Genomic DNA, 26770 nt, shown 5'->3' on the forward strand with positions numbered 1-26770 from the left:
ACCTGTGGGACAAGCAAACGATCCCAAAGTGTCCCGCCACGCCGAATTCCGTCGTCGGTCTGCGTCGTGATCAGGATGTCGTCACAGCTGGCCTGACCTTGCCCTGGAGCATCGCTACCAAAGTTGCAAGTGCTTACTCCGCAAGGACCGTTGTCCACGCTTCACCGCGGTTGGATACTGAAGCTTTCAGGGGAACTGGTACCGACCGGCCGACGGGGGATCCCCATGACACTTCGTGTTCGTGAGCCTGGAACATTCCGCAGGTTGTGCGGGGTAGCCCTGATTATCACGCTTTCCGTGACCGTGCCGGTGGTGTTCACGGCCACTGCGGCACACGCCCGGCCGGACGCCGCGGCCGAACCCCGACCCAACGCCGTCATCACCTGGAACCTCCATGCCCAGACCGCCATCCACGATGTCGCCCGGCAGTCGCCGACCGCGGCCACTCGCAGCTTCGCGATAGTGCAGGGCGCGGTGTACGACGCGGTCAACGCGATCGCCGGCACCCCGTATGAGCCGTACCTGATCGCTCCCCGCAGCCGGCCCGGCGACTCGACTCCAGCGGCCGTCGCCACTGCGGCCTACCGCACGCTCGTATGGATGTTCGCCGCCCAGGCCGACTCCCTGCGCGCGCGGTACGAGGAGTCGCTCGCCGCGATCCCCGACGGCCGTTCCAAGCGCGGCGGCATCGCTGTCGGCCAGGCCACCTCCACGGCCATGATCAATGCCCGTCGCAACGACGGTGCGTTCTCCGACGTGACCTGGCCCGTCGGCACCGCCCCGGGCCAGTGGCGGCCGACCCCGCCAGGCTTCCTCCAGGTCGGTGCCTGGTTCGCCACCCTGAAGCCGTTCATCATCGACCCCGGCCGATACCGCACCCCCGGGCCACCGGCACTGAACAGCGCCACCTACGCCCGCGACCTGAACGAGGTCAAGGCCCTCGGCTCGGCTACCAGCACGACGCGTACGACCGACCAGACCGAAGCGGCTATCTGGTGGGACGACCCGCGACTGGTGGAGTGGTCGATCAAACGCCAGCTCGCCACGACCCACCGGCTAGGCACCCTGCAGACAGCCCGCATGTTCGCGATGGTGGACCTGGCCACCGCCGACGCGCTCATCGCCTGCTACAAGGAGAAGAAGCACTGGAGCTTCTGGCGTCCGGTGACAGCGATCCCGCTCGCCGACACCGACAACCACCCTGCCACCGACGCCGATCCAGCTTGGAGTCCGCTGCGGATCACCGCGCCGTCACCGGAATACCCGTCAGGGCACGCCTGCTTCACCGCAGCCACCACGTCAGCCTTGCGCAAGTTCTTCGGCCGCGACGACCTGGCCTTCAGCGCCCACAGCGCCGACTCCGGCACCACCCGCCACTACCGCAGCCTCTCCCAGGCCATGGCAGAACTGATCCCGGCCAGGATCTGGGCCGGGGTGCACTACCGCTTCGCGAGCCAGGACGGGCATCAGCTCGGCGTCATCGTTGCCCGCGACGTCCTCGATCACGCCTTCGGCCCGCGCGACGACTAGGACGTGTCCCGCGGATCTCGTTCATGATCGTGTGCGGACAATGAGGGTGTGGTGGCCTTGGGCGGCTCGGAATCCTGCGACACCGCCTGGCCGTCTTCTCCGGTCGCCCGAAAAAGGCCACCCGACCCCTCGGGCCCGCGCCTTCCTCGTGCTGGGTCAGGGGGTGGCCGACGGAAGGTCCATGATGCCGGTGGCTTGCGACCAGACACATCGCCACGTGCCGCCGGACTTGGTGTAGACGTCGGTGTGCCACGCCTCGTGCCGCGGGATGTCCGCGCCGTCGACGGTGAGTTCGATGACGCACCGGTAGCGGAGGACGACGACGTCGGTGCCGACGATGGCGTCCACGTCGCCGGTCAGCCCCAGTTCCCGGTAGACGACCCTCCCGGTGGTGAGGAGATCCAGGTACTCGGCCTTCGTCCACACGGTGCCGGTCGGGTTGCACAACCGGTACTCCGCGGCGTGCAAGCGTTCGTAGGTGTCGCGATCCACGTCGAGGAGACATCGGATCCGATCCTGCTCAGCCTTGATCACTTGGCCTGCCACGTCGTCGGTCATACCCGCTCCTCTTCACTTTTGCCTGACTGTGGTCGCGCCGGTCGACCACTCCACCCAGGGCCTCGGTTTGTGTTCCGTCTTGCGCGGACGGCGTCGTGCTGTCGGCCGCGACCGGTGTCTCCCGCGGTTGTCAGGTTCCACGATCCCACGCCGGCCGCGGCGTTCGCCTTTCCGAACGAACCGCTCGTCGGTTGAACGTCCGAAGTGGACAGACTGGTCCGGCCGGCATCGGCCGTCAAGCTCGGGACCGGGGGATGGACCTGATCGGCCGCGGCGAGTGCATCGACCCGGTCACTGCGCAACCGGGTCGATGCACCTGACGCCGCCTCCGCCGGACGACCATCCGGCCGGGCGCGCACGCTTCGTCTCGGCCGAGGCCGAGAGTGCGGAGCCCTTTCGGTGAACCCGGCTCAGCGCCGGTAGTGGACCTCACCACGCAGAGCAGGTGACGTGAGGCTGCCGCAGTGCTGCTCGAACGTCGCGTCGAGCGCGACGAGCCCTTCGGTACCGCGTTCGATGTGGTCGATCGTGAACGTCGAATAGTCGTCGACGCAGCCCAAGCCGTTGGAGACGGCCAGGATATGCGCTCCCTCTGCGTGGCCGTAGGTTCCGGCTTGCACGGGTCCGGACGCCGCGGTGAAGTCGAGCGTGATGTAGTCGAAACCGTGGTCGGTCTCGGCGTCCACGCGCAGGGTTCCGCCGTTCTCCCAAACCCGAACCTCGGTCTCCGGCGAGGCGGTCCAATGACCGCTGCGGCCGCTGACGGGATGTGCGCCCTGCTCGGCAGTGAAGTCCAGGCTCGCGACGGTGTCGGCGGCCGCGGCAGGCGCCAGCACGGTGGCCAGGCCGGCGGCAATGGCGAGCGCGGTGACGGTACGCGGAAACTTCATGGAACCCCCCATGTCAGCCGCTCCCAGCGGAGCGGGTCCTTACCGATATTGCCAGTGTTCCTGCTGCCTACCACGAGTAGAACTACTCAACCCGGGTGTCCGCTGCCCGCCGAGCAACGCGTGGATGACCGGCAGTGGCAGTTCACCCCCCGAGAGGTCCTGGGAACCGTGGCCGTCGGACTGCGAAGTGTTTATTCACCCGGTTCCCGGGCGGGCTGTTCGGGCGGATCGAGATCGACAGCCCGATCGCGAACGACAACGCCTGAACGACGAGGATCTCGAGTAGCCGAACCGGGGGCTGGCCCGTCAGAGCGCGGGCGAATGGCGTGAGCATCCCGGGCCGGTCGCCCAGTTCTTCTCAGAACCTCACATCCCTTCTCCGGCCGCGAGTGAATTCGATTGTGGTGAAGTCGTATGACAAAGCCCACTGCGCGCGTGGTGGTGCCCCGGAGTGACTCGTAACGTTCACAGAATGAATTTCCTTGATCATGTTCTTCTGGGAGTGCACGATCTCAAGGCAGCGGCAGACCGGCTTCATCGCGAGTGGGGCCTGGGAACCGTGCCCGGCGGAGGGCCGGTGCCAGGGGTCGCCAACGTGATCGTTCCCCTCGCGCCGCCGGTGTATCTGGAGCTCGTTGCCGCCACGGATCCCGGTGCAAGTGAGGCTGCGGCGCGTCTGGCGGCCTTTACCGCGGCGGGAGATCGGTTGTTCACTTGGGCGATGGAGCCGGACGATTTCGATGCTCGCGCGGCGGGATCGGGGATGGTGCCGGTGAGCGGGGGCGGTGACACCGGGCGGTGGCGGTTGCTCGGGGAGGTGGAACAGGGTCGGCCGTTCTTCATCGAATACGACATCGTTCGCACCGGTCGTATCGAGGGATGGCAACGAGCCTATGACGAGGCGGCGCATGACTGTGCGCCCGGCCGGGTGACATATCTGGAGGTTGGCGGCGACGAGTCCGATATGCGGCAGTGGGTGGGAGAGGTTGATGTGCCACTTCGGATGGTCGGCGGCGAGCCGCGTCTTGCGGCTGCGGGGATCGCCACCGCCCGAGGCGAGATCCTGCTGCGCTGAAAGGATCACTGCCACGATGAACGGTGTGTGGGCAGTACCGGCTTCGGCCGACCGATGCGCAGGAGGTGGCCTGCCCGTAGAACCACGCGCTTCCGGCCCACGGGCTCGGCCTGCTCACACGACGCCACCACACATCGACGATGGCTGGCCATAGCCTGTACGGAACGCACCGTATCACCAGGTGCACACCGAGGACTGCCTTGTGCGCTCAAGAAGCCTTGAAGCAAATCGTCGTCGCTGTTACCTCTGAACCGGCTCATCCGTCATAGAGACGGAAGCGCACTATTGGCTGAGACCCCTGGAGCCGTGGCCCTATGAGTATTGCCTACGTCATCGTCGCCGTGACGACCGTCGCGTACTGCCTGTTTTCGGCCGGTGCCGACTTCGTGCGGTGGGAACGTGTCGGCGTCGCCATGGACACGGTCGGCGTGCCTCGGCGGTGGATGCCCTGGCTGGGAGTCCCCAAGGCAGTGGCCGCGCTGGGACTGCTCATCGGTTTCTGGATACCGATGATCGCCACCGCCGCCGCGGCCGGTCTCGTTCTCTTCTTCGGCGCAGCCATCGCGACCCACTTGAGAGCACGCGACTACTCCTTTGGTCTGCAATACCCGTTCCTCCTCCTGGCCATCGCCACTTTGGCCTCGAGCACTGCCGTCTGAGGAGCGGCCCGTGACCGCTCTGTGCCGTGAGAGTGCGGATCAGGGGAGGATCATCGCGTGAAACTGCCGCACGAGGTTGACGATCTGCGCGCGCGTTTCGAGGCAAGCCTGAGCAGGCTTCGGGGCCGCCGGCTCTTGGCAGCGGACTACTGGGGATGTCCACAACTTCGCCTCCGAACCCGCGCGATGGGACTACGGAAACTGGCATCACGCTGTCATGGGCGTCGGACTCAGCACCGACGCGGGGCCCGCGACCATCACCTTCTGCAGCTACGGGGTCGAAGTCCTCGACGGCCGGATCGAAGACCACCTCAGCTCGGGCGACGAGGGCCCGGAGCGCATCGGGCCCGATGTCGGCTCCAACAGCCCGTGGGACCAATATCTGCGACGCCGATATGCGAGACCTCGGCTTATTGGGAACGAATGGAACTGGGGCAGGGTCGGCGAGCCGACGGCAGCGTCGTCGAGCCCGCGACATCTGTGGACGAACCGATGGCTGTGCGTCTCGACTCCGCCGCGGGAGCGGTGTGGTTCGTCGCCGCCATACCGGCACCGCGGAGAGGCAACGCGTGTTCGTCGGAGGTGACGAGATCATGGTCGTCTTCTCGCACGAGAAGTCGATAGTCCAGTTACCCCCTCGTCGGCATGACTAGACGTTGGCAGGATGCGGACAGCAGCGCCGGAACCGCGTGCCGGAGGGCTAGCCTGCGCTCGTGGAGCGACAGGGGCAGCAGCAGTGGTTTCCGGATTTCCCGTCCCAGCCCGGTTACCCGGCGCCTTCGCCGAAACGGCCTCGCACGGGGATGATCGCCGGGATCACCGTCGGCGTGCTGGTGGTGATCGCCGGTCTGGTGGCCGGGCTGCTGGTGCTCCTGAACAGCAAGGACGACAGCGCTGCCTCATCCTGGCCTCTCAGCGAGAGCAGTACCTCCCGAACCCCGCCGGCGCCGGGCTGGAAGACGCTGGAGCTCGGGCTGGGCGTGTTCGTCGAGGTGCCACCCACCTGGCAGCCGGTCGATGGAACCTACATCCCGGAAGTTCGAACCCGAGGGGCGCGGTACAAACCGGGCTACTGCGCAGCGAATCCGAAAGCCATCCTCGGCCAGCTGTACCTCGACCGGGCGCGTATCACCGATCCGATGGCGGCCGCGGCGGACGCGTTGATGTATCGGGGAACGCGGGCTTTCCGCAGCGGCGGTCAGGTGTCTTCCGGCCCTGTCGGACGCCGCCCGGACGGCGGGGCGCAGGTGCAGGGCACGGTCACCCCGCACGGCAGGGACGACTGCGACCCGCCGTCGACCACCTACCGGGTGGTCGCCTTGCCCTCCGCGCAGGGGACGCTGCTGGTCGTGGTGTGGGGTGACCTGCAGATGCCGGACTCGCCTGCCGAAGAGGACCTCACCAGGATCGCCGACAGCGCGCGCCTCGGGTGACCGGGCTCCGCCTTTCCCTTGAAAAGAACGACTCAAAACGCTCACACACCTCCCGATGACCGTCCACAAGGGACACGAGGCAGGGAGCCGTCCAACGTGCGCTTCACGGCATGAGCGGACGGACGTGGAGGTCGAGCGGTGTCGTCAGGGTGTGAGTTCCGGGATGGCCGACAGCTCTTCCGGTGGGGGGCCGGGATGCACGATGCCCAGCCGGTGGGTGGCTCTGGTCATGGCGACATACAGGTCGTTGTGGCCCAGCGGTCCCGCGGTGAGGATCGCCACCGGGTCGGTGATCAGGACCGAGTCGAATTCCAGTCCCTTGGCCTGCTGGGGAGCCAGTAACACCACTTCATCCGTCAGGTCCGGCAGCGTGGCCAGGGACAACTCGGCGGCCAGCCGTCCGAGATGCCTGCTCGGAGCGATGATCGCCAGCTGGCCCTCGGAGTGCGTCGCGACCAGGTCGGCGACGACCTTTGGCAGCTCGGCGGGGGTGGTGCGCAGGCGCCACGGGGGCCGGCCGGTGAAGCGGACCGACCGGGGTGGCCGCAGCCCCGGATGGTTGGCGGCGAGCAGGTCCGCGGTGGCGGCCATGATCTCCGATGGTGTGCGGTAGTTGACGGTGAGCTCGGCCAGCCGCCAACGGTCGTTCAGATGAGGCCGCAGCACCCGTTCCCACGAAGAGGCGCCCGCCGGGTTCCCCGTCTGAGCGAGGTCGCCGAGGACGGTCATCGATCTGCTGGGGCAGCGACGCATCAGCATCCGCCACGCCATGGCGGAGAGTTCCTGTGCCTCGTCGACGACCACGTGTCCGAACGTCGCCGGGCTGCCGCCCTGGCCGATCAAGGCAGCGGCCTCGTCCAACAGCGGGACGTCGGCGACGCTCCAGTCGGCGCCCGGACTGTCGACGACGTCCGACACCGTCTGCTGCGGAGTCAGCAGCGGCCAGAGGCCGTCGAGCACGTCCTGGACGGCGGCATCGATCAGGAGGCTGTCCCGGAGACGGGCCTTGTCGGTCTCGTCCAGCAGGTTTGTCGGTCCGTCGTGATCATTGTGGCCGATCACGACACCCGCGGCCGCCAACCCGCGCAGGTCGGCTTCGCTCAGCCGGCCATCAAGGCTGCCGCCATCCAGTGCTTCACCGGTATCGGAGAGCACCACCGTCTCGATGTCCTCGATCAGTCCCTGTGCGAGTGCGTCCACGATCTCCCGTGCGAACACGAGCCTGGCCTGGTTATGCGGCAGCCCGGTCTGCCGCGCCCTCTGCACAGCACGGCGGCAGGTCTCCGGCTCGAGCCGCAGTTCCTGCTGTTCGAACTCGATGTCGATCGGCTCGTCGGGAATCAGGACCCGGGCGCGCACCGCTGCCCTCAGCCGTTCGGCCATGTCCACCCGGCCCTTCAGTTCGGCGGTCTCGGGTGGATCCACGCGGCTGACGCCGACGCCCGGGCACAGGTCGGCGATGGTCGCAGTCACCACGGTGTTCTCGCCCAGACCGGGCAGGACCTGGCCGATGTAGTCGAGGAAGAGCCGGCTGGGGCCCACGACCAGGACACCGCGGGCACGTAGGTGGAGATGCGTATAGAGCAGGTAGGCGACCCGGTGCAACGCGACGGCGGTCTTTCCCGTGCCCGGGCCACCCTGCACCACGAGCACTCCCTGGTGCCCACTCCGGATGATCCGGTCCTGCTCGGCTTGCAGGGTCGTGACGATGTCGCGCATCCTCCCGGTCCTGTCCGCTGTCACCGCCGCCAGCAGCGCGCCCTCCCCGACCAGACTGTCGTCGGCGGCGCTGTCCGGGTCGAGCAACTCGTCGTCGAGCGCAACGACCCTGCGGCCTCGCGTGGTGATGTGCCGCCGTCGGCGGACGCCGTGCGGCTCGGTCGCGGTCGCGACGTAGAACGGCTGAGCCGCCGGTGCGCGCCAGTCCACCATCAAGGGCTCGTCATCCGTGTCCAGGAACAACCCCAGCCGACCCACGTAAACACGGCGGCCGTCGCGCATGTCCAGCCGCCCGAAACACAGCCCCTGTTCCACCGCGTCGAGACGGGTCACCTCCGCTTGCCAGGTAGCTATCGCCGCGTGGTCTTCGCCCGCACGACCCACGGCCGCCAACCGCGTGGCCGCCTGTTCGCGCAGGGCATCCACCCGAGCGTACAAAACCGCCAGGTACTCCTGCTCGATGTCGATCTCAGTGATGGTCACTCAAGCACTCCCCGCAATCGATGCTCAGTGACGTCGAGGATGCACAGCGGTCGGACGGAAAAAACAGTCTTGTTCTTTCCCAAGGCCTCAGCCGCTGGGACAGTAGTCGCCGCAGCACGACCCGCTCACGGCCCACTACGACCGCGACGCCTCGAACACCCTCTACTCGGCCCGAGAGTGCGTTCATGGCAAAGTGCTCGACAGCGGTCCAAGGTGGTGAGCACACTGCCACGGTGATCCGTTTTCATTTCCGGCTGAGGCCGTTGGCCGAGGTGGAGCCCTGGGGTGATCACCGTCTGCATTGGTTCGCTTTGACTGACGGCTGGTACTGGATCGAAGTGAATGGGCACAAGCTGTTCCAGCATCCGTCGAACGCCGATACGGGACAGCCCGTGCCGGTCGACTACTACGTCGTCCGGCTGTGGGAGGACCTTCTGGAAGTGCTGCCGTCTGTGCTGGAACCGGTGCCCGCGGACCTTGCCGACCGCATGACCAGCGATCTGGATGCCTGGTGCGGGGCAGATGTCGAGGGCGCGGAGGCAGCTCTCGACTGGTACAGCAGCCACTTCATGTACACCAGTTACCTTGTCGCCTCGCCATCCATCTTGTGGTGGCGGTCGGTCGGCGGCCGGGACACGATCACCGTCGACTGGCGGCACACCGCCGAACACGGACTTGACTGCACTGTGCCGGGGCAAGGACGGGCAAGCGTCCCCACCGAGCTGTTCCTGCGAGCCGTGGAGGAGTTCGACCGAGAACTGATTGCCGCGGTGGGCCGGCGCATCACGGAGATCGAGGCATGCGGGCCGGATCCAGACATCCAACTCGACCTCGAGCAGCTCCGCCACGAACACCAGCAGCGTTCAGGATCCCTGACCGCAGCCATACAGCACATACATGCGACGGACTGGACAGCCGTTCGCGAGGGTGTCGCGCGCATCTTCTCGACGCGAAGTCGGAAGCCGCCCTCCGTCGCCACAGACCTGGGTCGTTGACTGCACTGTCGTAGCCGCCCATCGGCATATCGGCGCGCTTCGCGGCACGACAGCACGTCCGGCGATTCAGCTGCTAGACGAGTGAACCACGCGCCGGGCGATCTCCGCGTCCAGCGGGCTCATATCCTCGCTCACCGGCTCCGATGGCGACCACCATCGAAAGTCCAGCGCTTCGTCGTTGACGGTCAGCCGAGGCACGACCTGGAGCTGAACCCGATATACGGCAAGGAGTTCCCGACGCTCCGGCTTCGTGAGATCGAACTCGGCCACGGCGGCGAACGACAAGTCCACGCCGTGAATGCCGGTCTCCTCACCCAGCTCCCGCGCCGCGGCCTCGCGCGGGCTCTCACCCGCCTCCCTCATCCCTCCCGGAAGCTCCCAGTGCCTCCGCCGGCTATCGAAGATCAGCAGAACTGCTTGCGCGTGGATAGCGACAACCAACGACGCGGGCACGGGCACCTGCTTGCCCAGACGCCCCAGCTCGTCTTCCGTGACGAAACGAAACTCGATCAAGGCGTTGCCGGCACGATCTCGGATCGGCAGTTCGACCATGACGCCATCCCACCACGACAACGACAGAATGCACGCGAGACGAACCAGCCGGCAGTGTCCGCTCATCGGCATGAGCGTGTCTTTCTCAACGCGCGACTCGCGGCAGGATTTCAGATTCATTCGTTGTGGCCGTTGATGCTGAACTGCGGTATTCCGTGGCGTGCCTGTGCGGCGCGGGCGATCGGGATCATTGTCGGTTCCATGGCGGGGGTGACAGAGATGTGCCGCACCCAGCCATAGTCGGCCAGCTTGATTCCGGTCGGGATGCCGTGGAACGTGATTTGGCCGTGCTCACCGGGTCCGATGAAAGATGCTTCAGGGTTGCCGAAGGAGAAAGTCTTGATCTCGCCCGCGTTCAGGAGTTCGGCCGCCTCTTCGGGTGTGATCCACCGGCCACCGGGGGAGGACGGATCAAGCGGATTGTCACTGTTGTGGTAGTGGATCACTCCGACCTGGTCGCGGACGTCGTTCGCGGCCGCCACGCACTCGGAATAGTCTCGCGGGTCCGCGCGACGTGTCCGCACCATGTCCTTCCCGGTCGGGTCGGGTTTGAGGAACATCTGCAAGCTTTCCTGTCGCTTCGCGAAACGTTCGACCTCGCCCGATCTGATGAGTGCGAGCACTTCCGTCCTGCTCAAGATTCGCTTGCTGCGGCGATTCTGACGACGAGTCAGCCACCCCTGGCGGATGACCTGCGCGGTGCACAGCACGGCGCCCGCGAGCAGGAGGATCGCGATGGCGGTGACGACGACCCGGGCTGGTGACCGGTCATCGAGCACCGTGGTGAGCAGCAGGCCGCAGGCCCCAGCGGGGAACATCAGCACATATGCGCAGCCGATCAGTGGAGCCATCCAGAAAGCGGGGGTTTCGCTCGCACGAAGCAGGTGCACCGCCATGCTCCCGAAGACGGCCATGACGGCGAGAACCGAGATCGCGAGCACTGACCACATCGCCGCTGCCAGCATGGCGCCTCCCAGGGCGATTCCTGCGCTGTGCCGTCCAGGATGCGGCCCGCCGGGACAGGCTGTCAAGACACAACGTCCGGACACTCTGTCCGGACCGGCCGTCCGGCTACCATCCAGCAGACCGCATCCCCTCACGTGGAGCCGCCCATGCCTTCAGTCACCCGGCCCGCCGGCAGCAAGCGTCATGGCCGTCGAGAAGAGCTGGAGCGACGCCTGTTCGCGGCGACGGAGGAACTCGTCAGCCACGGCGCCGGCTTCACCGAGCTCAGCGTCGAGAGACTGGCCGCTGCGGCCGGCATCTCCCGCTCCACGTTCTACGTCCACTTCGAAGACAAAGGCGACCTGGTCCGGCGACTCGCCACCACTGTGCTCGCCGAACTCCGCGACGTGTCCAGCGACTGGTGGGACACGGCGGAACACGCCGTTGCCGCCGACCTCACCGCGGCCGTCTCCGCGATCGTGGACATCTACCGCCGTCGCGCAGCCGCCTTCACCATCATCACCGAAACGGCGGCCTACGACTCCACCGTCGCCGACGAGGTGCGCACTCTCATGCAGTCGATCATCGACGCCACCCGGAACGCCATCGAACGCGGCCAGGCCGCCGGCGTGATGCGCCAGGTCGCCCCGGCCGAGACCGCCGCCGTCCTCACTTGGATGGTCGAACGCGCCGGCTACCAACTCATCCGCGGTTCCGAACCGGCACACGACCACACCATCATTCAGGTCCTCACCGACATAATCCGGACAACGCTCTACACCACCACACCCTCATCGGCGTGAGCGAGCGGTAGTGCCGTGGCGAGGGAAGGACCGCGGCGTCGCGGACATGTACCTGGGCTCAGGTGAGTGTTGCGATGATGGTGAAGCAGGTGTTGTACAGCAGATATGAGCCGTCGGACCGACGGTAGGGCGCGATGGACTCGGCGATGGTCTCCGTCACCTGCGCGAGCCCCGCATGGGCGATCGCGGCCGCCGCGGGGCCGGTGGAGAGCAGCCCGCGCAGGGCGGTCTCGTTCGGAACAGGAACTGTGCCGATCCGGCGTACTCGTGGCCGCACGCGAGCCAGTGTGTTGCCCAGAAAGGGAATTCGTTCAAGCGGCGGGCCGATCTTGCTATTCCCAGGTCAGTACTCCGTCGTCGCGGATCGTCACCTGTCCTGGCTGCGGTCGGGTGCCTGGTGCGGTGATGTACTGCTCGAGACGGCCGGCGGTGTCGGTGAGCATGGCGCTGATGCCTGCCCAGGTGGTGCGGTGGGCGCCGGCTTGGGCCATCCAGTCCATCACGCGGCCGTGGTGGGTTCCGGGGCGCAGGTCGACGGCGAGGACGGCACCATCGACGGCGCGGCAGACGGGGAGCAGGGCGGTGCAGAACCCGAGGACGGGGTCGCCGGCGGCGCGCTGGTGGTGTCCGTCGGGGCGGCAGCAGTCTTGGTCGGGGTAGGCGCTGAGGCCGGCCCATTCCTCCCGTACGCGCGCAACCGCCAGTGGCATGTACACGCCGGGGACGGTGAAGGCGGTGCGGTAGTCGGCGTCGTCGTCGACACCGTCCATCAGTCGCCACCACGCCAGCAGATCGTCCGGGAGCGGCCGCCCCACCGCGTTCTGCACGGCGCGGACGTCGTCGGCGGATGCCGGGGGCCGGAGCGTGGCCGCGGTGACCGGTGTATGGAGGCGCAGCCAGGCCGTGATCCGTTCCCACACCGAGTCGACGTCGCCGTTCACCGCCACAGGCTCCTTCATCGCTGCCGGGTGCTGTCAGGGGTTGAGCGGGTGACGACGGTACCAAAGTGTGGCATCGGGCCTGCCCGAAGCCAGTCAACCCATGGTTCAGCGGAACCTACGGGCAATTCCCGCGTCGGGAGTGACTTCGGTGGTGCACATGGTGATCGACCCGCCTTGCGCTCGCCGCGACCCGTGAACGGGAAACCGGCACCGCCCCGCATCTTCCCAGGTATGTCGTGAAACGTATGGCCAGTGCGTCGCAGTACTGTAGGGAGACGAATGGGGGGAGGAGGGTTCCTTGGGGCTATGACGATCGATAGCGGGAGAAACCTTTGTCGCCGCCGGAACTGCGACGAGGTGGAGTTCTGGCTGGGTTTGTGCGTCCAGGACTGGGTGCGGTGGCAGGACGGCTTGGAAGCCCTCGACCTGCCCGATGACGAGAGGCTGGCGCCGCCTCGTAGTGTGTTCATCGCCCCGGTGCACGCTGGCAGCGTGTCGCAACGGGTGCCGGCGATGGGGTGATCCCGAGGCCCGCCCAGCCTGCGGGAGCGGAATCGACTTGTCGCTGTCGTCGCACGGGGTGCGGCACCAGGACCGCTGCACCGACGAGTGGGTTCGCCTCGTCGCTGCGGACAACTCGAGACGATGCCGTAGGTGGCCGCCTGTCACGTCCGCATGACGGGCTTGCTGATCGACGCCCGCCTCAGAGGCCGGTGATTCCGGCGCTCAAGGCCAAGGCCGCCGCTTCACCGCGTGAGGTGACGCCGAGCTTTTTCAGCAGACCGGTGACGTGGAACTTGACCGTGCTTTCGGTGATCCCGAGTGTGCCGGCGATGGTCTTGTTGCGTTGCCCTTGAGCGACCAGCCGTAGCACCTCGAGTTCGCGACGGTTGAGAGTCGATGGCAGCGTCTCGTCGGGCCTGCCGCCCGCGGGGTCGAAGGGAACGCTGATGGCGACGTGGCTCCCCCAGCCGGGGAGGGTGTCGATTTCGACGGTGGCGCCGAGGGTTTTCGCGCGCCCGTCGAGTTGCAGGCGCAGGCCGGCGCTGTCGAGGCTGCCCGATCCTTGATCGCGGACGTCCAGGTGCAGTGCGGTGCTGTCGCTCGACCAGGCGACCCGGAGCCGGGTCAGCTCGGGTTGGCTGGTGAAGGTCAGGACCGCCGTGCAGGTCATCGCGCGGGCGGCGTGGGCGATCTCGCCGGGTATCGGCCGCCCGTTCTTCGGCGGGGCGGCGAAGTCCAGTTGCGCGTCATGGTGGCGCAGCATTTGCCGGATTTCCCGCCGCAGCCTGGCGAACGCGGTGTGCATGGGTTCTTCGGACTGAGCGAGATCGGTTTTCTGGGCCGACCGGAGCGCCACCAGCGCGGCCGAGGCGGTGTCGGTCGCGGCGAGCCGGGCGCGGTGGTCGTCCAGCCGGGAAGACCGCAGGGTGGTGAGGATCGTGACGAGCGCGGTTTCGTGCGCCGCGGCCATTTCGGCGATCGTCCTGGCGCGTTCGCTGGAGGCGGCGCGGGATTCGGCGAGGTAGTCGGGGCTGGCCTGGGTGACCTGCTGGCGGATCGAGGTCGCGACGATGCCGAAGACCCCGGCCAGGGGAGCGGGGTGCGGGAACCGGGCCCGGCTCGACCGGGGGACGAGCACGAGCAGGGTGCCGATCGGGTCCTGCACGGCCCAGACCGTCCGGACGGCGCCGCCGAGCGTGGCCGTCGTGGTCACCTGCCGGCCGGGTGGCACGTTCGCCTTGAGCGCTTCGAGTTCGGCGATGGTGACCTTGTCGGTGATGTCCCGGGTGCCGGTGACCTTGCGTGGCCGCCCGGTGCACTCCCGGGTGAAGATGACGAGAGCCTGATGCGGCCAGCCGTCGGCGAGGAAGCGGGAGAACCGGTCGGCGATTTCGCGCAGCGGGCCCTCGATGACTTCGCGCAACGCGGTCAGGCCTGCGGGATCGGGCATCCGGCGAGCCTAGCCGCCGGCTTGCCTGGTCGAAAGGACAGGATCCACTGGACCGATGACCAGGTCGCCCCCGCGGCCTCCCGGCCTAGCCTCACGTGAAGCATGCGCCGGTGCGCATGCCTGTGTCGTCGAGCGGTGGAGGAAACAGGGAATGCCACAGCAGGTGCGCGGAGTGATCGCCCGGTCCAGGAACGCCCCGGTGGAGCTGACGGACATCGTGATCCCGGATCCGGGCCCCGGCGAGGTCGTCGTGTCGATCGCGGCCTGCGGGGTCTGCCACACCGACCTGACCTACCGTGACGGTGGCATCAACGACGAGTTCCCGTTCCTGCTCGGTCACGAGGCGGCGGGCACCGTGGAAAGTGTCGGCGACGGCGTGGATTCGGTGCGGCCGGGGGATTTCGTCGTCCTCAACTGGCGTGCGGTGTGCGGGCGGTGCCGGGCTTGCAGGCGCGGGCGTCCGCAGTACTGCTTCGACACCTTCAACGCGACACAGAAGATGACGCTGACCGACGGCACCGAGCTGACCCCGGCGCTGGGCATCGGCGCGTTCGCGGACAAGACGCTCGTCCACGCCGGACAGTGCACCAAGGTCGATCCCGCCGCGGACCCGGCCGTCGCGGGCCTGCTCGGCTGCGGCGTGATGGCCGGTCTCGGCGCGGCGGTCAACACCGGCGCCGTCGGCCGCGGGGATTCGGTCGCGGTCATCGGCTGCGGAGGAGTCGGCGACGCCGCCATCGCAGGGGCCCGGCTGGCGGGCGCGGGCACGATCATCGCGGTCGACCGCGACGAGCGGAAGCTCGTGTGGGCCCGCGAACTCGGCGCGACCCACGTCGTGAACGCCTCGGAAACCGACACGGTCGCCGCGATCCAGGAACTGACCGGCGGTTTCGGCGCAGACGTCGTCATCGACGCGGTCGGCCGTCCGGAGACGTGGAAAGCGGCCTTCTACGCCCGTGACCTCGCGGGCACGGTGGTCCTGGTCGGTGTTCCGACGCCGGACATGCGCTTGGACATGCCGTTGATCGACTTCTTCTCCCGGGGTGGCGCGCTGAAGTCGTCCTGGTACGGCGATTGCCTGCCGGAGCGGGACTTCCCCATGCTGGTCGACCTTTACCTGCAGGGCCGGCTGCCGCTGGAGCGGTTCGTGACGGAGCGGATCCCGCTCGACGGTGTCGAGAAGGCCTTCGACGCCATGCACGCCGGCGAAGTGCTGCGTTCGGTGGTGATCCTGTGAGCGGGAACCTGCGGATCGAACGCGTCGTCACCGCCGGGGTCTTCGAACTCGACGGCGGGTCGTGGGACGTCGACAACAACGTCTGGCTCGTCGGAAACGACGACGAGGTCGTGATCGTGGACGCCGCGCACGATGAGAAGACGATCACCGAGGCCGTGGGCGGCCGTGAAGTGATCGCCGTCGTCTGCACCCACGGGCACAACGACCACGTCACCGTCGCCCCGCGGCTGAGCGAACACCAGGATGCCCCGGTCGTCCTGCATCCGGGGGATCGTGAGCTGTGGGAGATGACCCACCCGGGCCACCGCTTCCGGGACACGGAGGACGGTGAGCGGATCTCCGTCGCCGGCACGGAACTCGAAATCATCCACACCCCAGGGCATTCACCCGGATCGGTATGCCTGTACCTGCCCGAGGCCAAAGCGCTCTTCTCCGGGGACACGCTCTTCGCGGGCGGCCCCGGCGCGACAGGGCGCTCGTTCTCCGACTTCCCGACGATCATCTCCTCGATCAGGGAACGGCTTTTCGCGTTGCCCGAGGACACGACCGTCCACACCGGACACGGCGATCCCACCACCATCGGCGCCGAAGCGCCGCACCTGGCCGAATGGATCGCCCGCGGACACTGAGCCGGCCGTGGTCAGCACAGCGGTGGCAGGTATTTCCGGGTGAACCGGACGCCGTTGAAGGTGTGGGTGCAGCACGGGCAGGCCGGGGCCAGGTCGTCGGCACCCAGTTCTGGGGCGACGGCCCGCAACCGGTTGTCGTCGTCCACGTAGAGGCCGCTGTAGTAACTGGCCTCGCCGATCCGCACGTATTCGCGTCGTTCGTGCGGCCGCCGGGCGACCAGCCAATGGATCGGGTCGGCGGAGTCGAGCCGGGCGGCGGCCTCGTCGCGCACCTCGTCCCAGTCCTCGCCGATCTTGCCGAGCAGGAATCGGAACAACGGCGTGTAGTCCAGCCCCCGGCGTTCCCGGCGTCTCATGGACCCGCGCGTCACGTCGGAGACGCGTTCGGCTTTCGTGTTGCGCTGGTGCCGGTAGTCCCCACCGTGGTCGTGGTGGACGGCCCTGGCCCGAGTGTTCACGCGGCGGTAGAGCGGCTCCTTCACCACGCCAGCCTTCCACAGTTCGCGTACGGCGCTGGTTCACCTGACGTAGATGCCGGTGCCGGTGGTGGGGGCGAAGCGGGCTTGGAAGAAGCGGAGGTGGGGCGGTTCGTGGGTGAAGGTGAGGCCGTGGGTGATGTCGTGGCGGTTCTTGTGGACGCGGACGAGAGTGTCGGCGACGTGGTCGATGTGGCTTTGCGTGTAGACGCGGCGGGGGATGGCGAGCCGGAGGAATTCCAAGGGTGGGTAGCGGTTTTCGCCGGTGGCCGGGTCGCGTCCGGCTGAGACGGTGCCCCGTTCGACGCCGCGGACCCCGCCTTCGAGGTAGACGGCGGCGGCGAGGGTCTGGCCGGGGAGTTCGGTGCGAGGCAGGTGGGCGAGGACGGCGGTGGCGTCGACGCAGACGCAGTGCCCGCCGACGGGGTGGACGATCGGGACGCCCGCCGTGTCGAGCCGGTGGCCGAGGTATTCGATCTGGGCGATGCGCGCGCGGATGTGGTGTTCGTCGACGGATTCGGTGATGCCTTGGGCGATGGCTTCCATGTCGCGGCCCGCCATTCCGCCGTAGGTGTGGAGGCCTTCGAAAAGCAGGACGAGGCCTCGTGCCTGTTCGGCGAGATCGGGATCGCGAAGGGCGATCCAGCCGCCGATGTTGGCGAGACAGTCCTTTTTGGCCGACATGACGGCGCCGTCGGTGGGAGCGCACAGCGCGAGGAGGATGTCCGCGATCGAGCGGTGCGCCCAGCCCGGTTCGCGTTGTTTGACGAACCAGGCGTTCTCGACGGCGCGGGCGGTGTCGAGGAAGACGGGGATTCCGTGGGCGTGGGCGAGGTCGCAGGCGGCGGTGAGGTTGGCGACGCTGATCGGCTGGCCGCCCGCCATGTTCACGGTGGCGGCGAGCGAGACGTAGGGGATGGCGGCGCCGTGTTCGGCGATGACGGCCTGCAGCTTGGCGAGGTCGACGTTGCCTTTGAACGGGTGTTCGCCGGCGGCGTCGTGTGCTTCGTCGATGATGACGTCGTGGAAGGTGGCGCCGTTGAGTTCCTGGTGGGCGCGGGTGCTGGGGAAGTACATGTTGCCGGGGACGTGGCTGCCCGGGCGGATGAGACAGCGGGAGAGGATGTTCTCGCCGCCGCGGCCTTGGTGGACGGGAATGACGTGTTCGTAGCCGTAATGGCCGCGGACGGCCTCTTCGAAGAGGTAGAAGCTACGCGCACCGGCGTAGGCTTCGTCGCCGCGCATGAGCGCCGACCACTGCCGGTCGGACATCGCGCTGGTGCCGGAGTCGGTGAACAGGTCGATGTAGACGTCGTCGGAGCGGAGCAGGCAGGGATTCCATCCGGCCGCCCGTAAGGCTTCCTCTCGGTGTTCGCGGGTGGTGGTGCGGATCGGTTCGACCATCTTGATCCGCCAGGGTTCCGCTGGGTGGTCAGGCATCTCGGTTCACCTTGTTCCGTTCGAAGTGGTTGAGGAGCGGGCCGGTCATGGCCGTCGTCACGAGGGCCATGGCGACCATCGCGGTGTAGAAGGCGCTGTCGATGACGCCGAGGCCGAGCCCGATGCCGAGGAAGACGAGTTCGGTGACGCCGCGGGTGTTCATCAGGGTCGCGAACACCGCCGCCGGATGGGGAGGCTGTCCGGCGAGGCGGGCGCCGAGGTAGGCGCCACCACCTTTCGCGACGACGGCGACCGCGATGATCGCGAGGGTTTCGGTCACCAGGGCGCCGTCGAGCTCGCCGAGGTCGACCTTCCGTCCGATGAGGACGAAGTACAGCGGGACCAGCAGGGACGCGAGGGGGGTGATCAGCGCGACGGGGTCGTGCCGGGACGCGGGCCGCCCGGCGGCCACACCGACCAGGAACGCGCCGATCGCGGCGTGCAGGCCGATGGCATCGGTCATCGCGGCTCCGGAGCAGGCGAGGGCGACCATGGTCGCGACCGCGGTCGGCCCGGACACGCGATCCATCGTCCGGCCGAACCACGGCCGGCCGAGGATGAGCAGGCCCAGCAGGAACGGGAACGCCCCCAGGAGCGCCCAGGCCTGCACTCCACTGTGGACGGACGCGACGACGGCGAGCGCCGCCCATGCGGTGGCGTCGGTGAGCGCCGCGGCGGTGAGCGCGCAGCGGCCGCGGTCGTCGTCCAGCATCCGCCGTTCGGCCAGAATTCGCGCCAGCACGGGAAAGGCGGTCACCGCCATGGCCGCGGCGGCGAACAGGACGAACGGGGCGACCCCGGCCGGAGCGTGGCGGGTGGCCAGCCAAACCGCCAGCAGCGCGCCGAGGACGATCGGGACGACGGTCGCGCCCAGCGCGGGCACGAACGCCGCCGTGATCCGTGCCGCGGGCATCGACGGCGCGAGGCGGGCGCCGACCCCGAACAGGAACAGGATCAGGCCGAGTTGGGCGAGCGCGTCCAGCGTCGTGTCGACGCCACCGGGCAGGCCCGGACCGGCCTGCAGGGCGAGGCCGACGACGAGCCCGCAGGTGATCTCCCCGAGGACGGCGGGCTGTCCGGCCCGGGTGAACACCCAGCCGAAACAGCGGGCCAGGGCGAGCAGGACGGCGAGGGCGGCGAGCAGAACGGCCAGATCAGGCATCGGGCACCCGCCACCGCCTGCCGTCCGCGGTGGGGACGAGCCCACCGGGGAACATCGGCGGTTCGTCGCCCGCGGCTTCGCCGAGCAGGCCGCGTAACTGCAGTTGCACACCTTCGGCGAGCACGTCGCCGAACATCGCGCGAGAGAAGTCCTGTGAGGACACTCCGCCGACGAGACCGGCGAAAGCCGCTTCGGCGGCACCGTGATGGCCGGTCAGCCGTCGCGCCTGCCGGAAGTAGTCGTCTTCGTCGGAGTCCAGTTGGTAGAAGGTGATGAGGAAATCCCGGAACAGTCCGAATTCCCGGCGGTAGCGGGCTTCGAACTCGGCGAAGCAGCGCTTCTCGTCCGAGAAACCCGCGAGTGTGCTGTTGATCGACCGGGCGGCCAGCAACGCGCTGTAGGTGGCCAGGTGCACCCCCGAGGAGAACACCGGGTCGATGAAGCAGGCGGCGTCTCCGACGAGCACCATGCCCGGGGACCACAGCACGGTCCGGTCGTAGGAGTAGTCCTTCCGCACACGGAGGCGGTCGTAGGGTGGCTCGGTCGCGCGGCGCGCGTCGCGGAGGTACTCCTCGATGAGCGGGCAATCCTCGATCAGCGCCGAGTAGGCCACGTCAGGATCGCCCTGGACGCGATCCGCCGATTCGTGTCTGACGACGGCTCCGACGCTGGTCAAGGTGTCCGACAGCGGGATGTACCAGAACCAGCCGTCGGGGAACGAGACGCACAGGATGTTCCCGGTGTCGGGCGCGGGCATCCGGCGACCGCCCTCGAAGTACCCGAACAGCGCCAGGTTCCGGAAATGCGGCGAGTACTCGCGGGTGCCGCCGACGTCGTGGTGGAGCCTGCTCCCGTGCCCCGAGGCGTCGACCACGAACCTGGCCGTCGCCCGCCGTTCGTGCCCGGCTTCGTCGAGGTAGCGGACGCCGCCGACCCGCTCGCCCACCCGGATGGTGCCGAGTGCTCGATGTCCTTGCCGGATCTCGGCGCCGAGCCGGCGGGCGCCGTCGAGCAGCAGCGCGTCGAACCGGGTGCGCTCGACCTGGTAGGCGTACGACGTGGGCCCGGCCATGCGGTCGGACGCGGCGAAGGAGAACGTCCACGGTTCGGCACCGGTGCCCCATTTGAAGGTGCCGCCCCGTTTGCGGACGAATCCGGCCCGTTCGATCTCGTCGCGGACCCCGAGCATCGCGCAGATCCCGTGGATCGTGGCGGGCAGCAGGGATTCCCCGATCTGGTAGCGCGGGAAGTGGTCCTTGTCCAGCAGCAGCACCCGGTGACCTTCCGCGGCGATGAGGCCGGCGGCGGTGGAACCACCCGGCCCGCCACCCACGACGATCACGTCGTAGTCGTCCATCACGGCGTCACTCCTTTCTCTTGGGTGGGAACGAGTTCGGCAATCCGGGCCACCGTGCGGCGCACCAGGACGTCCCGCAGCGAACACGGCACGCCCAGTGCCCGTAGCCGCGCGGCGAGCGCCGCGGCGGAGAGGCTGTGCCCACCGAGGTCGAAGAAGTCGCTGTCCGCGTCGACCGCCGGAATCTCCAGCTGGACCCGGAACGCGGCGGCGACGAGCTTCTGTGGGGAGGTCAGCACGACAGCCCGCCGCACCGGGACGGGCGGGGCGAGGGCGGCCCGGTCGATCTTCCCGGTCGGCCCGAGGGGCATGGCGTCGAGCGGGATCACGGCGGAGGGCAGCAGATACGCAGGCAGCACCGCCCGCAGCCGTTCTCGCAGCCGCGTGACGGTTCCCGTGTCGAGCACGACGTAGGCGACCAGCCGCGGGTCGGTGCCTTCGACCCGGACCGCGGCCTGCCGGACCCCGGGAGAGGCGAGTAGTGCCTGCTCCACCTCGCCCGGCTCGACCCGGTGGCCCCGGATCTTGACCTGATCGTCCAGCCTGCCCAGCCATTCGAGGTGACCGTCGGCCGCGAGACGGCACCGGTCGCCGGTCCGGTACCGGCGTTCTCCCGCGGTGACGAACCGGTCCGCGGTCAGCTCCGGCCGCCCGAGGTAGCCCAGCGCGAGGCAGGAGCCGCTGATCAGGAGTTCGCCGGGTTCCCCGATCGGCACCGGCCGCAGCTCCTCGTCGACGACCTGGGCGGTGGTGTTGCCGATGGGCCGCCCGATCGACGGCGTCGCGCGTTCATCGAGACCGCAGGACGTGGTGAACACCGTGCACTCGGTCGGGCCGTAGAGGTTCACCGCGGTGACCTCCGCCGCGCCACGCAGCTGTGACCAGAGATCTTGCCCGATGGCCTCACCGCCCATCAACAGCATCCGCGGACGAGCGGGCCCATCGAGTAATCCGGCTTCCAGCAGTGCCGACATGTGCGCGGGCACCGCTTCTACGACGGACAGCCGGTGCTCCCGCACGAAGTCCACATAGGAACCTGGATCCGTACGGACCGGATCGGGGACCAGATGCAGTTCGTGCCCTCCCGCCAGCCACGACAGCGGGTTCCACGACGCGTCGAAGACCAGCGGCAGACCATGTGCCACCCGCTGCGGGCCTCGGCCCGCGGGAAAGAACCGGTCGGCGAGTTCGCCGCACAGGTTGACCAGGCTCCGATGTCCCACCAGGACCCCTTTGGGCAGGCCCGTCGAGCCGGAGGTGTAGACGAGGTACGCCGGGCCGGCGACGGCTCCGGGCGACCGGTGTCCGGTGTGCCCCGCGAGCTCCGCCTTCCAGTCCTCTGTGGACAGGACTACGTCCGCCCGCTCCGCGAGACTCTCGACGTCCGTCAGCACGACGGAGGGGCGGGCGTCGGCGAGGATCGCGTAGAGGCGTGCGGTGGGCAGGGCGGGGTCGATCGGAAGGTGCACCGCTGCCGCCTTCGCCGTCGCGAGCACGCCCAGCACGGCCCGGACGGACCGGGTCATCGCGCAGGCCACCACCGTCCCCGGCGACGCGCCCGCGTTCCGCAGCACCTGGGCGAGCCGCTCGGCCCAGAGGTCGAGTTCGTGGAACGTCCAGGAGACCTCGTCGGCCACCAGGCAGACCCGCCCGGGGGCCTTCCTGGCCTGAGACTCGAACAAGTCGCACCAGGTCACGCGGGGGAGCCGGCGCGCCACGCCGCTCACCGAGGACAACGCGGGGTCAGTCATCGCACGGCTCCGTCCCGAGCCGGACCCGGTCCCAGAATCCGGCTTCCTTGCCTGGGGTGAGAACCGCCAGGTGGCCCCCTGGCACGGCACAGCCGGTGAATCGCCCGGTCGTCCAAGCCCGCCAAGCCCGGATCTCCTCGTCACCGGCCGCGAAGTCGAGGTCGTCCTCTCCCCGGATCGCGACTATCGGGCAGGACAACGGCGTTTTCGCGGGGCCGGGGTAGGCGCTGGTCAACCGCAGGTCGCCGAGGAACAGATCGAGCGCGTACTCCCGGAGTTCGGGGCAGTCGAGGTAGCCCGCCGACGAGGGCGGGCAATGCTGGTCGAGCAGCCGGCCCGCCTCGGCGGCGTCCGCCTTCGCGTATCTCCCTGGAACTCGCCGCTGAGGCGCGCACGCCCCCACGACGACCAGCCCCGCGGGGCCCGGTCGTCCCCGGCCGAGAACGCGCTGGGCCACCTCGAGTGCGACGAACGCGCCCATACTGAAGCCGATCAGCACCGTTCGTGAAAAACCTTCGGCACCGATACGAGCGACGCATTGCCGAGCGATTTCCTCGGCGAGGACGGTGAGCGATTCGGCGGGCGGCTCGGTGAGACGTGTGCCGTGCCCCGGATATTCCACGCCCCACACCACCGATCCCGCTGCTGTGGCGGCGAGCCCGCGCAGGCCGAGTGCCGTTCCCCCGGCAGGTGGAAAGCACAGGTATCCAGGGCCACGGCCGAGTTGTTTGTCTACTGTGGACAGTCGACTGACGGCAGTGTTCATCGCCACGTTCTTTCTCCCGAACCGGTTCGCCAACGGGGGGTCGCCGCCCGTTGAGGACGAAGCTGAAGGGCACAACGTCTCGCCTCGGCGTCCACATCGGACGAAGTGGTCCGGTGTCGCGCGCTGCGAGCGAATTTTCACGATGTCGCGCTATCCCGGTGCAGGTCCGGGCTCCGCGCGGATGACGCGCCTGGCGAAATCGGGTTTCGCCTCGCCCGCACCTTTGGGGTGCTTCCGCGACCGCGCCGACCGCGGGAAAGGTGCGGGCTCCTACTTGTTTCTCTTCCGTTGGGTGATAACCGTCAGAGGTGGTGACCCGAAAGATACGACGCCCTTAGACCGTTCGGGGTAACAGTTTGATGGCGAGATCAAACTGGCTGCAAGCGGCGATCCGCTCAGGGGGCCGCTCACCCGGCCGGGCTACCTCAGTGTGAGTGAGCGCGAGCAGGTGAAGTCTTCGAACTCAAGGTCGAGACCGGGCCGGGGCGAGCCCGCTCGACATGGTCACCTGCGGTCGGAATTCAGGTCGGTGCCCCGGGTTTCGGCGCTGAAGAGCAGGGCGACGAGGGTGACGGCGATGGTGCCGACGAGGTACAGCACGACCGCCGTGGGGCCCTGTTTTTCGGCCAGCCACACGGCGATGAGGGGCGCGGGCGCGCCGGCGATGATCGAGGAGCCTTGGAACACCAGGGAGGCACCGGCGAACCGGCGGCGGGTCGGGAAGAGCTCGGTGATCCACGCGGCTTCCGGGCCGGCCAGGAGCCCGTGCAGTGCCGCGCCGACGCCGATGCCGAGATAGAGCAGTGGCAGGTTGTCGGCTTGGACGATGGCGAAGAAGACCGGCGCCCACACCGCGAGGCCCGCCGCCGGGACCAGCATGGCGATACGCCGCCCGACGAGGTCCGACCAGTGGCCGCCGGCCAGCATCCCCGCGAACTGCAGCAGAGACCCGACGGCCACGGCGAGGAGGACGTCGGACTTGTCGTAGCCGAAGGTCTTCGTGGCGTAGGCGACCACGAAGACGGTGTAGACGTAGAAGGCCACGTTCTCGCCGAGCCGCACGCCGAGGCCGCGGAGGAGGGGACCAGGGTGAGCGAGTGTCTCGAGGATGCTCGACCGCTCCCGGACGGCGTCCGCGGATACCGTGGCCCGCGCCTGCGCCTCCTGGAACACCGGCGACTCGTCGATGCGCCGCCGGATCCAGAAGCCGATGACCAGAAGCGGGATCGCGAACAGGAAACCGACGCGCCAGCCCCATTGGTCGAAAGCGTTTTCGGGGAGGACCAAGGCGATCCCGCCGACCACGGCGGTGGCCAGCACCGCGCCCAGCGGCGCTCCCGCCTGCGGCCACGCCGACCAGAAGCCGCGCCGCTTCGGGCTTCCGTACTCGCTGACCATCAGCACCGCCGCGCCGAACTCGCCGCCGAGGGCGAACCCCTGGATCAGCCTCAGCACGACGAGCGAGATCGTCGCCCCGATGCCGACCTGCGAGTAGGTGGGGAGCAGCCCGATCGCGGAGGTCGACAGTCCGAGGAGCAGGAAAGTGGTCACCAGCATGGGTTTGCGGCCGAGGCGATCACCGAGATGCCCGAAGACGATGCCGCCGATCGGGCGCGCGACGAAGCCGAGCCCCTGTGTCGCCAGCGCGAGCAGCAACTGGGCGAACCCGTCGCCGCCGGGGAAGAACAGCGGCCCGAGCACAGTGGCGGCCAGGATCCCGTAAAGCGCGAAGTCGTACCACTCGAGCACCGCGCCGGCGGTACTGCCCGCCAGCACCCGCCTGAACGCCGACCGGCTGACGCCGGACCTCGGATCGGCCGTTTCGTGCGAGGCGGGCACGTTCGACACTTTCGCTCCTCGTCGAGTCGGCCGGTCAGGGGCGCGGCGTCCGATAAACGAACATGCTGGAACGCTAATCGGACACGTAGAAGATAGACCGCGCCGGCGGGATCGCGCAATCAACTGCGGCCGGACCGCTCTACCGTGACGGCGGCGAACTCTGAGCGACCATCCAGGCGCCTCGAGTCACTTCTGAGTCGAATACCCGGGGTTGATCCCGCGACGTCGATCCCGCGACGTCGATCGTGCGGCGACATTCGTCCAAGACCTGGTGGTCGGCGGCCGTGCACCATCCTCGTATGAGTGAGAACGGTGTCGAGCGTTCGCAGGGGGTGCACGCCGGCGTCGCCGCCCGGTGCGGCTACGTCGACCAGTCCCATCTCCACCGCGAAGTCAAGGCATTCACCGGACTCACACCCTCGATCGTCGCCGTTGCGCCGTGGCTCGCCATCGACGACGTCGCGTGGCCGGCTTCATCATCAACCCGTCCTGCAACGGCCGGCCGGCGCATCCCCCAGCGTCGTTGAACAACTTGCGTCCGACGAGCCGGCTCCCAGCACCCGACGACGAGTCAGAACAGTCGAGCTGCTGCACCATTCCGGGTCCGAGTGCCTACACGCGTTGATCGGCGAGCCTCCCAGTCCACTGCATGGCGAAACTTCCGCCCATGCCGCTGGACCAGCCCACGCTGCTCGGTCGAGTCAGTCGCCAGGTGAGAACGCCGAGGTCGACATGTCATCGGTGGCGAGAATCTTCAGTGGTTACATGTTCTGGATTTCCGCGACCCAGCCTGATTGACCTTGGCCGACGTTGATCTGCCTGCCACTGGCCGTACGGCTGGCGAGCGTGCATCGGACGTGCCTGGTTACACTTGTGCAATGAATATTGCGGCCTGGTGGGTTCCGCTCGGAGCTGCTGCGATAGCGCTCATTGGCGTTGTGACAGGTCAGGCGTTGAGCATATCGGGCGAGAACCGTAGGCAGCGTCGGGAAATCAAGCAGCGGACATTTGAGCATTGGCGAGATCAAAGAATTGAAGCCTACTCGAACTTCCTGCAATACTCCTATTTGTGGAGCACTGCGGCACATGCGCTTCTTCTGGAATTGTATGCGGCGGTCGACAACGGCAAGACTTTGTCGGACGCTGGTCGCCTTCTTCGAGAACAGCTGCATGAACCCATGCGTGTCACTGGTCAAATTCTCGTAAGTATCGAATTGCTGGCGTCGGATTCATGGCGCGAGACCGCGAAAGGGATCCGGCAGCAAATGCTGCTTGAACACGGAATAATCACGAGAATGAATCCAAATGGCATGATGGGATTTGACAGCACCGATAAAGAATCGCTAGACCGTGTACAGGCCCGGCTGAATTCGCTCGATGTCAAAATCTCCTCGCTCAGAGAAGTATCGCGCGCAGAACTCGGTATTTCGAAGTCGGACGATCGAAAAGCGTAGCCGAAGCGCGCAAGGTGCGTCGACAGCAGCTGGAATCGTGTCATCGACATAAGTTGCACCGGCCTGATCGAGACCTCGCGGATCCACGTCTGCGGATACTGTGACGCAAACGAACCAGTAGC

Annotated in this window: 26 protein-coding genes; 11 read left to right on the forward strand and 15 right to left on the reverse strand. The window is 67.9% G+C overall.

Annotated elements, in window-relative coordinates:
* The first annotated feature begins 297 nt into the window (after positions 1–297).
* Positions 298–1530, forward strand: a complete 1233-nt coding sequence (locus BLW75_RS39410; protein ID WP_198935726.1) for a vanadium-dependent haloperoxidase — start codon at positions 298–300, stop codon at positions 1528–1530.
* 156 nt (positions 1531–1686) lie between these two features.
* On the opposite strand, the gene BLW75_RS39415 is transcribed toward BLW75_RS39410, so the two are convergent.
* The gene (locus BLW75_RS39415) at positions 1687–2088 is read right to left on the reverse strand and encodes a nuclear transport factor 2 family protein (protein ID WP_034311330.1); all 402 of its coding nucleotides are present in this window, start codon (positions 2086–2088) and stop codon (positions 1687–1689) included.
* Between the two features lie 410 nt (positions 2089–2498).
* Positions 2499–2978, reverse strand: coding sequence for a hypothetical protein (locus tag BLW75_RS39420; protein WP_034311332.1), 480 nt, complete (start codon positions 2976–2978; stop codon positions 2499–2501).
* Positions 2979–3450: 472 nt separating this feature from the next.
* On the opposite strand from BLW75_RS39420, the gene BLW75_RS39425 reads away from it, so the two are divergent.
* The 3 genes from BLW75_RS39425 (at position 3451) to BLW75_RS39435 (ending at position 6145) form a co-directional block, all read left to right on the forward strand.
* Positions 3451–4053 (forward strand): VOC family protein, encoded by a 603-nt coding sequence (locus BLW75_RS39425; RefSeq protein ID WP_091599349.1) that lies wholly within the window; start codon positions 3451–3453, stop codon positions 4051–4053.
* 314 nt (positions 4054–4367) lie between these two features.
* Positions 4368–4712, forward strand: coding sequence for a DoxX family protein (locus BLW75_RS39430; protein ID WP_034311338.1), 345 nt, complete (start codon positions 4368–4370; stop codon positions 4710–4712).
* Positions 4713–5425: 713 nt separating this feature from the next.
* Positions 5426–6145: a DUF8017 domain-containing protein gene (locus BLW75_RS39435; RefSeq protein WP_143055428.1), complete on the forward strand. Its 720-nt coding sequence runs from the start codon at positions 5426–5428 to the stop codon at positions 6143–6145.
* Positions 6146–6289: 144 nt separating this feature from the next.
* Here BLW75_RS39435 and BLW75_RS39440 read toward each other — a convergent pair whose 3' ends face one another.
* Positions 6290–8341 (reverse strand): HelD family protein, encoded by a 2052-nt coding sequence (locus tag BLW75_RS39440; protein ID WP_034311589.1) that lies wholly within the window; start codon positions 8339–8341, stop codon positions 6290–6292.
* Positions 8342–8580: 239 nt separating this feature from the next.
* Between BLW75_RS39440 and BLW75_RS39445 the strand changes: the two genes are divergently transcribed.
* Positions 8581–9342, forward strand: coding sequence for a DUF5984 family protein (locus BLW75_RS39445; RefSeq protein WP_091600162.1), 762 nt, complete (start codon positions 8581–8583; stop codon positions 9340–9342).
* 66 nt (positions 9343–9408) lie between these two features.
* On the opposite strand, the gene BLW75_RS39450 is transcribed toward BLW75_RS39445, so the two are convergent.
* Together BLW75_RS39450 and BLW75_RS39455 are read right to left on the reverse strand one after the other, a co-directional pair.
* Positions 9409–10014: an NUDIX hydrolase gene (locus BLW75_RS39450; RefSeq protein ID WP_277814954.1), complete on the reverse strand. Its 606-nt coding sequence runs from the start codon at positions 10012–10014 to the stop codon at positions 9409–9411.
* Complete coding sequence (locus BLW75_RS39455) at positions 10011–10859, reverse strand: MFS transporter (RefSeq protein ID WP_034311341.1); 849 nt, start codon at positions 10857–10859, stop codon at positions 10011–10013. The genes BLW75_RS39450 and BLW75_RS39455 overlap by 4 nt, the downstream gene beginning before the upstream one ends.
* A 147-nt stretch (positions 10860–11006) precedes the next feature.
* Here BLW75_RS39455 and BLW75_RS39460 point away from each other — a divergent pair, with 147 nt between their 5' ends.
* On the forward strand, positions 11007–11642 hold the full coding sequence (locus BLW75_RS39460) for a TetR/AcrR family transcriptional regulator (protein WP_034311343.1): 636 nt from the start codon (positions 11007–11009) through the stop codon (positions 11640–11642).
* 58 nt (positions 11643–11700) lie between these two features.
* On the opposite strand, the gene BLW75_RS39465 is transcribed toward BLW75_RS39460, so the two are convergent.
* Both BLW75_RS39465 and BLW75_RS39470 read right to left on the reverse strand, forming a co-directional pair.
* Positions 11701–11919: a hypothetical protein gene (locus BLW75_RS39465; protein WP_034311345.1), complete on the reverse strand. Its 219-nt coding sequence runs from the start codon at positions 11917–11919 to the stop codon at positions 11701–11703.
* A gap of 55 nt (positions 11920–11974) precedes the next feature.
* On the reverse strand, positions 11975–12601 hold the full coding sequence (locus tag BLW75_RS39470) for an SMI1/KNR4 family protein (RefSeq protein WP_034311348.1): 627 nt from the start codon (positions 12599–12601) through the stop codon (positions 11975–11977).
* A gap of 288 nt (positions 12602–12889) precedes the next feature.
* Between BLW75_RS39470 and BLW75_RS39475 the strand changes: the two genes are divergently transcribed.
* The gene (locus tag BLW75_RS39475) at positions 12890–13105 is read left to right on the forward strand and encodes a hypothetical protein (protein WP_034311350.1); all 216 of its coding nucleotides are present in this window, start codon (positions 12890–12892) and stop codon (positions 13103–13105) included.
* Between the two features lie 181 nt (positions 13106–13286).
* Here the strand turns inward: BLW75_RS39475 and BLW75_RS39480 are convergent, their stop codons facing one another.
* Positions 13287–14537: a LuxR C-terminal-related transcriptional regulator gene (locus BLW75_RS39480; RefSeq protein ID WP_034311352.1), complete on the reverse strand. Its 1251-nt coding sequence runs from the start codon at positions 14535–14537 to the stop codon at positions 13287–13289.
* Between the two features lie 151 nt (positions 14538–14688).
* Between BLW75_RS39480 and BLW75_RS39485 the strand changes: the two genes are divergently transcribed.
* Positions 14689–15774 (forward strand): S-(hydroxymethyl)mycothiol dehydrogenase, encoded by a 1086-nt coding sequence (locus BLW75_RS39485; protein WP_034311354.1) that lies wholly within the window; start codon positions 14689–14691, stop codon positions 15772–15774.
* Positions 15771–16403 (forward strand): MBL fold metallo-hydrolase, encoded by a 633-nt coding sequence (locus BLW75_RS39490; RefSeq protein ID WP_034311356.1) that lies wholly within the window; start codon positions 15771–15773, stop codon positions 16401–16403. Before BLW75_RS39485 ends, BLW75_RS39490 begins: the two co-directional genes overlap by 4 nt.
* 11 nt (positions 16404–16414) lie before the next feature.
* Here BLW75_RS39490 and BLW75_RS39495 read toward each other — a convergent pair whose 3' ends face one another.
* The 7 genes from BLW75_RS39495 to BLW75_RS39525 all read right to left on the reverse strand — a co-directional run bounded on the left by BLW75_RS39495 (position 16415) and on the right by BLW75_RS39525 (position 25203).
* A complete protein-coding gene (locus BLW75_RS39495) occupies positions 16415–16888 on the reverse strand; it encodes a hypothetical protein (RefSeq protein ID WP_034311359.1) in 474 nt (157 codons plus the stop codon).
* A 33-nt stretch (positions 16889–16921) separates the two neighbouring features.
* Complete coding sequence (locus BLW75_RS39500) at positions 16922–18319, reverse strand: tryptophanase (protein WP_034311360.1); 1398 nt, start codon at positions 18317–18319, stop codon at positions 16922–16924.
* Positions 18312–19481 (reverse strand): cation:proton antiporter, encoded by a 1170-nt coding sequence (locus BLW75_RS39505; RefSeq protein WP_034311363.1) that lies wholly within the window; start codon positions 19479–19481, stop codon positions 18312–18314. The genes BLW75_RS39500 and BLW75_RS39505 overlap by 8 nt, the downstream gene beginning before the upstream one ends.
* Complete coding sequence (locus tag BLW75_RS39510; protein WP_034311365.1) at positions 19474–20838, reverse strand: tryptophan 7-halogenase; 1365 nt, start codon at positions 20836–20838, stop codon at positions 19474–19476. Before BLW75_RS39510 ends, BLW75_RS39505 begins: the two co-directional genes overlap by 8 nt.
* Positions 20838–22589 carry an amino acid adenylation domain-containing protein gene (locus tag BLW75_RS39515; protein ID WP_034311367.1) on the reverse strand — a complete coding sequence of 584 codons (1752 nt, stop codon included), beginning with the start codon at positions 22587–22589 and terminating at the stop codon, positions 20838–20840. Before BLW75_RS39515 ends, BLW75_RS39510 begins: the two co-directional genes overlap by 1 nt.
* Positions 22582–23355 carry a thioesterase II family protein gene (locus BLW75_RS39520; RefSeq protein WP_034311596.1) on the reverse strand — a complete coding sequence of 258 codons (774 nt, stop codon included), beginning with the start codon at positions 23353–23355 and terminating at the stop codon, positions 22582–22584. The genes BLW75_RS39515 and BLW75_RS39520 overlap by 8 nt, the downstream gene beginning before the upstream one ends.
* A gap of 504 nt (positions 23356–23859) precedes the next feature.
* Complete coding sequence (locus BLW75_RS39525; protein ID WP_034311373.1) at positions 23860–25203, reverse strand: MFS transporter; 1344 nt, start codon at positions 25201–25203, stop codon at positions 23860–23862.
* Between the two features lie 290 nt (positions 25204–25493).
* Here BLW75_RS39525 and BLW75_RS39530 point away from each other — a divergent pair, with 290 nt between their 5' ends.
* Together BLW75_RS39530 and BLW75_RS42590 are read left to right on the forward strand one after the other, a co-directional pair.
* Positions 25494–25721: a hypothetical protein gene (locus BLW75_RS39530; protein WP_198935727.1), complete on the forward strand. Its 228-nt coding sequence runs from the start codon at positions 25494–25496 to the stop codon at positions 25719–25721.
* 351 nt (positions 25722–26072) lie between these two features.
* Entirely contained in the window at positions 26073–26648 is a 576-nt protein-coding gene (locus tag BLW75_RS42590; protein ID WP_143055430.1) for a hypothetical protein, read from the forward strand.
* Positions 26649–26770 lie beyond the last annotated feature (122 nt).

Origin of the sequence: Amycolatopsis lurida (assembly GCF_900105055.1) — a bacterium.
Classification (GTDB): domain Bacteria; phylum Actinomycetota; class Actinomycetes; order Mycobacteriales; family Pseudonocardiaceae; genus Amycolatopsis; species Amycolatopsis lurida.

Excerpts from the sequence above, each read along its gene's own strand:
- BLW75_RS42590 (WP_143055430.1), top strand. The coding sequence starts at position 26,073 with ATGAATATTGCGGCCTGGTGGGTTCCGCTCGGAGCTGCTGCGATAGCG.
- BLW75_RS39460 (WP_034311343.1), top strand. The coding sequence starts at position 11,007 with ATGCCTTCAGTCACCCGGCCCGCCGGCAGCAAGCGTCATGGCCGTCGA.
- BLW75_RS39515 (WP_034311367.1), bottom strand. The coding sequence starts at position 22,589 with ATGACTGACCCCGCGTTGTCCTCGGTGAGCGGCGTGGCGCGCCGGCTC.
- BLW75_RS39425 (WP_091599349.1), top strand. The coding sequence starts at position 3,451 with ATGAATTTCCTTGATCATGTTCTTCTGGGAGTGCACGATCTCAAGGCA.
- BLW75_RS39530 (WP_198935727.1), top strand. The coding sequence starts at position 25,494 with ATGAGTGAGAACGGTGTCGAGCGTTCGCAGGGGGTGCACGCCGGCGTC.
- BLW75_RS39455 (WP_034311341.1), bottom strand. The coding sequence starts at position 10,859 with ATGCTGGCAGCGGCGATGTGGTCAGTGCTCGCGATCTCGGTTCTCGCC.
- BLW75_RS39430 (WP_034311338.1), top strand. The coding sequence starts at position 4,368 with ATGAGTATTGCCTACGTCATCGTCGCCGTGACGACCGTCGCGTACTGC.
- BLW75_RS39415 (WP_034311330.1), bottom strand. The coding sequence starts at position 2,088 with ATGACCGACGACGTGGCAGGCCAAGTGATCAAGGCTGAGCAGGATCGG.
- BLW75_RS39500 (WP_034311360.1), bottom strand. The coding sequence starts at position 18,319 with ATGCCTGACCACCCAGCGGAACCCTGGCGGATCAAGATGGTCGAACCG.
- BLW75_RS39480 (WP_034311352.1), bottom strand. The coding sequence starts at position 14,537 with ATGCCCGATCCCGCAGGCCTGACCGCGTTGCGCGAAGTCATCGAGGGC.
- BLW75_RS39420 (WP_034311332.1), bottom strand. The coding sequence starts at position 2,978 with ATGAAGTTTCCGCGTACCGTCACCGCGCTCGCCATTGCCGCCGGCCTG.
- BLW75_RS39520 (WP_034311596.1), bottom strand. The coding sequence starts at position 23,355 with ATGAACACTGCCGTCAGTCGACTGTCCACAGTAGACAAACAACTCGGC.
- BLW75_RS39505 (WP_034311363.1), bottom strand. The coding sequence starts at position 19,481 with ATGCCTGATCTGGCCGTTCTGCTCGCCGCCCTCGCCGTCCTGCTCGCC.
- BLW75_RS39450 (WP_277814954.1), bottom strand. The coding sequence starts at position 10,014 with ATGAATCTGAAATCCTGCCGCGAGTCGCGCGTTGAGAAAGACACGCTC.
- BLW75_RS39485 (WP_034311354.1), top strand. The coding sequence starts at position 14,689 with ATGCCACAGCAGGTGCGCGGAGTGATCGCCCGGTCCAGGAACGCCCCG.
- BLW75_RS39470 (WP_034311348.1), bottom strand. The coding sequence starts at position 12,601 with ATGAAGGAGCCTGTGGCGGTGAACGGCGACGTCGACTCGGTGTGGGAA.
- BLW75_RS39510 (WP_034311365.1), bottom strand. The coding sequence starts at position 20,838 with ATGGACGACTACGACGTGATCGTCGTGGGTGGCGGGCCGGGTGGTTCC.
- BLW75_RS39475 (WP_034311350.1), top strand. The coding sequence starts at position 12,890 with ATGACGATCGATAGCGGGAGAAACCTTTGTCGCCGCCGGAACTGCGAC.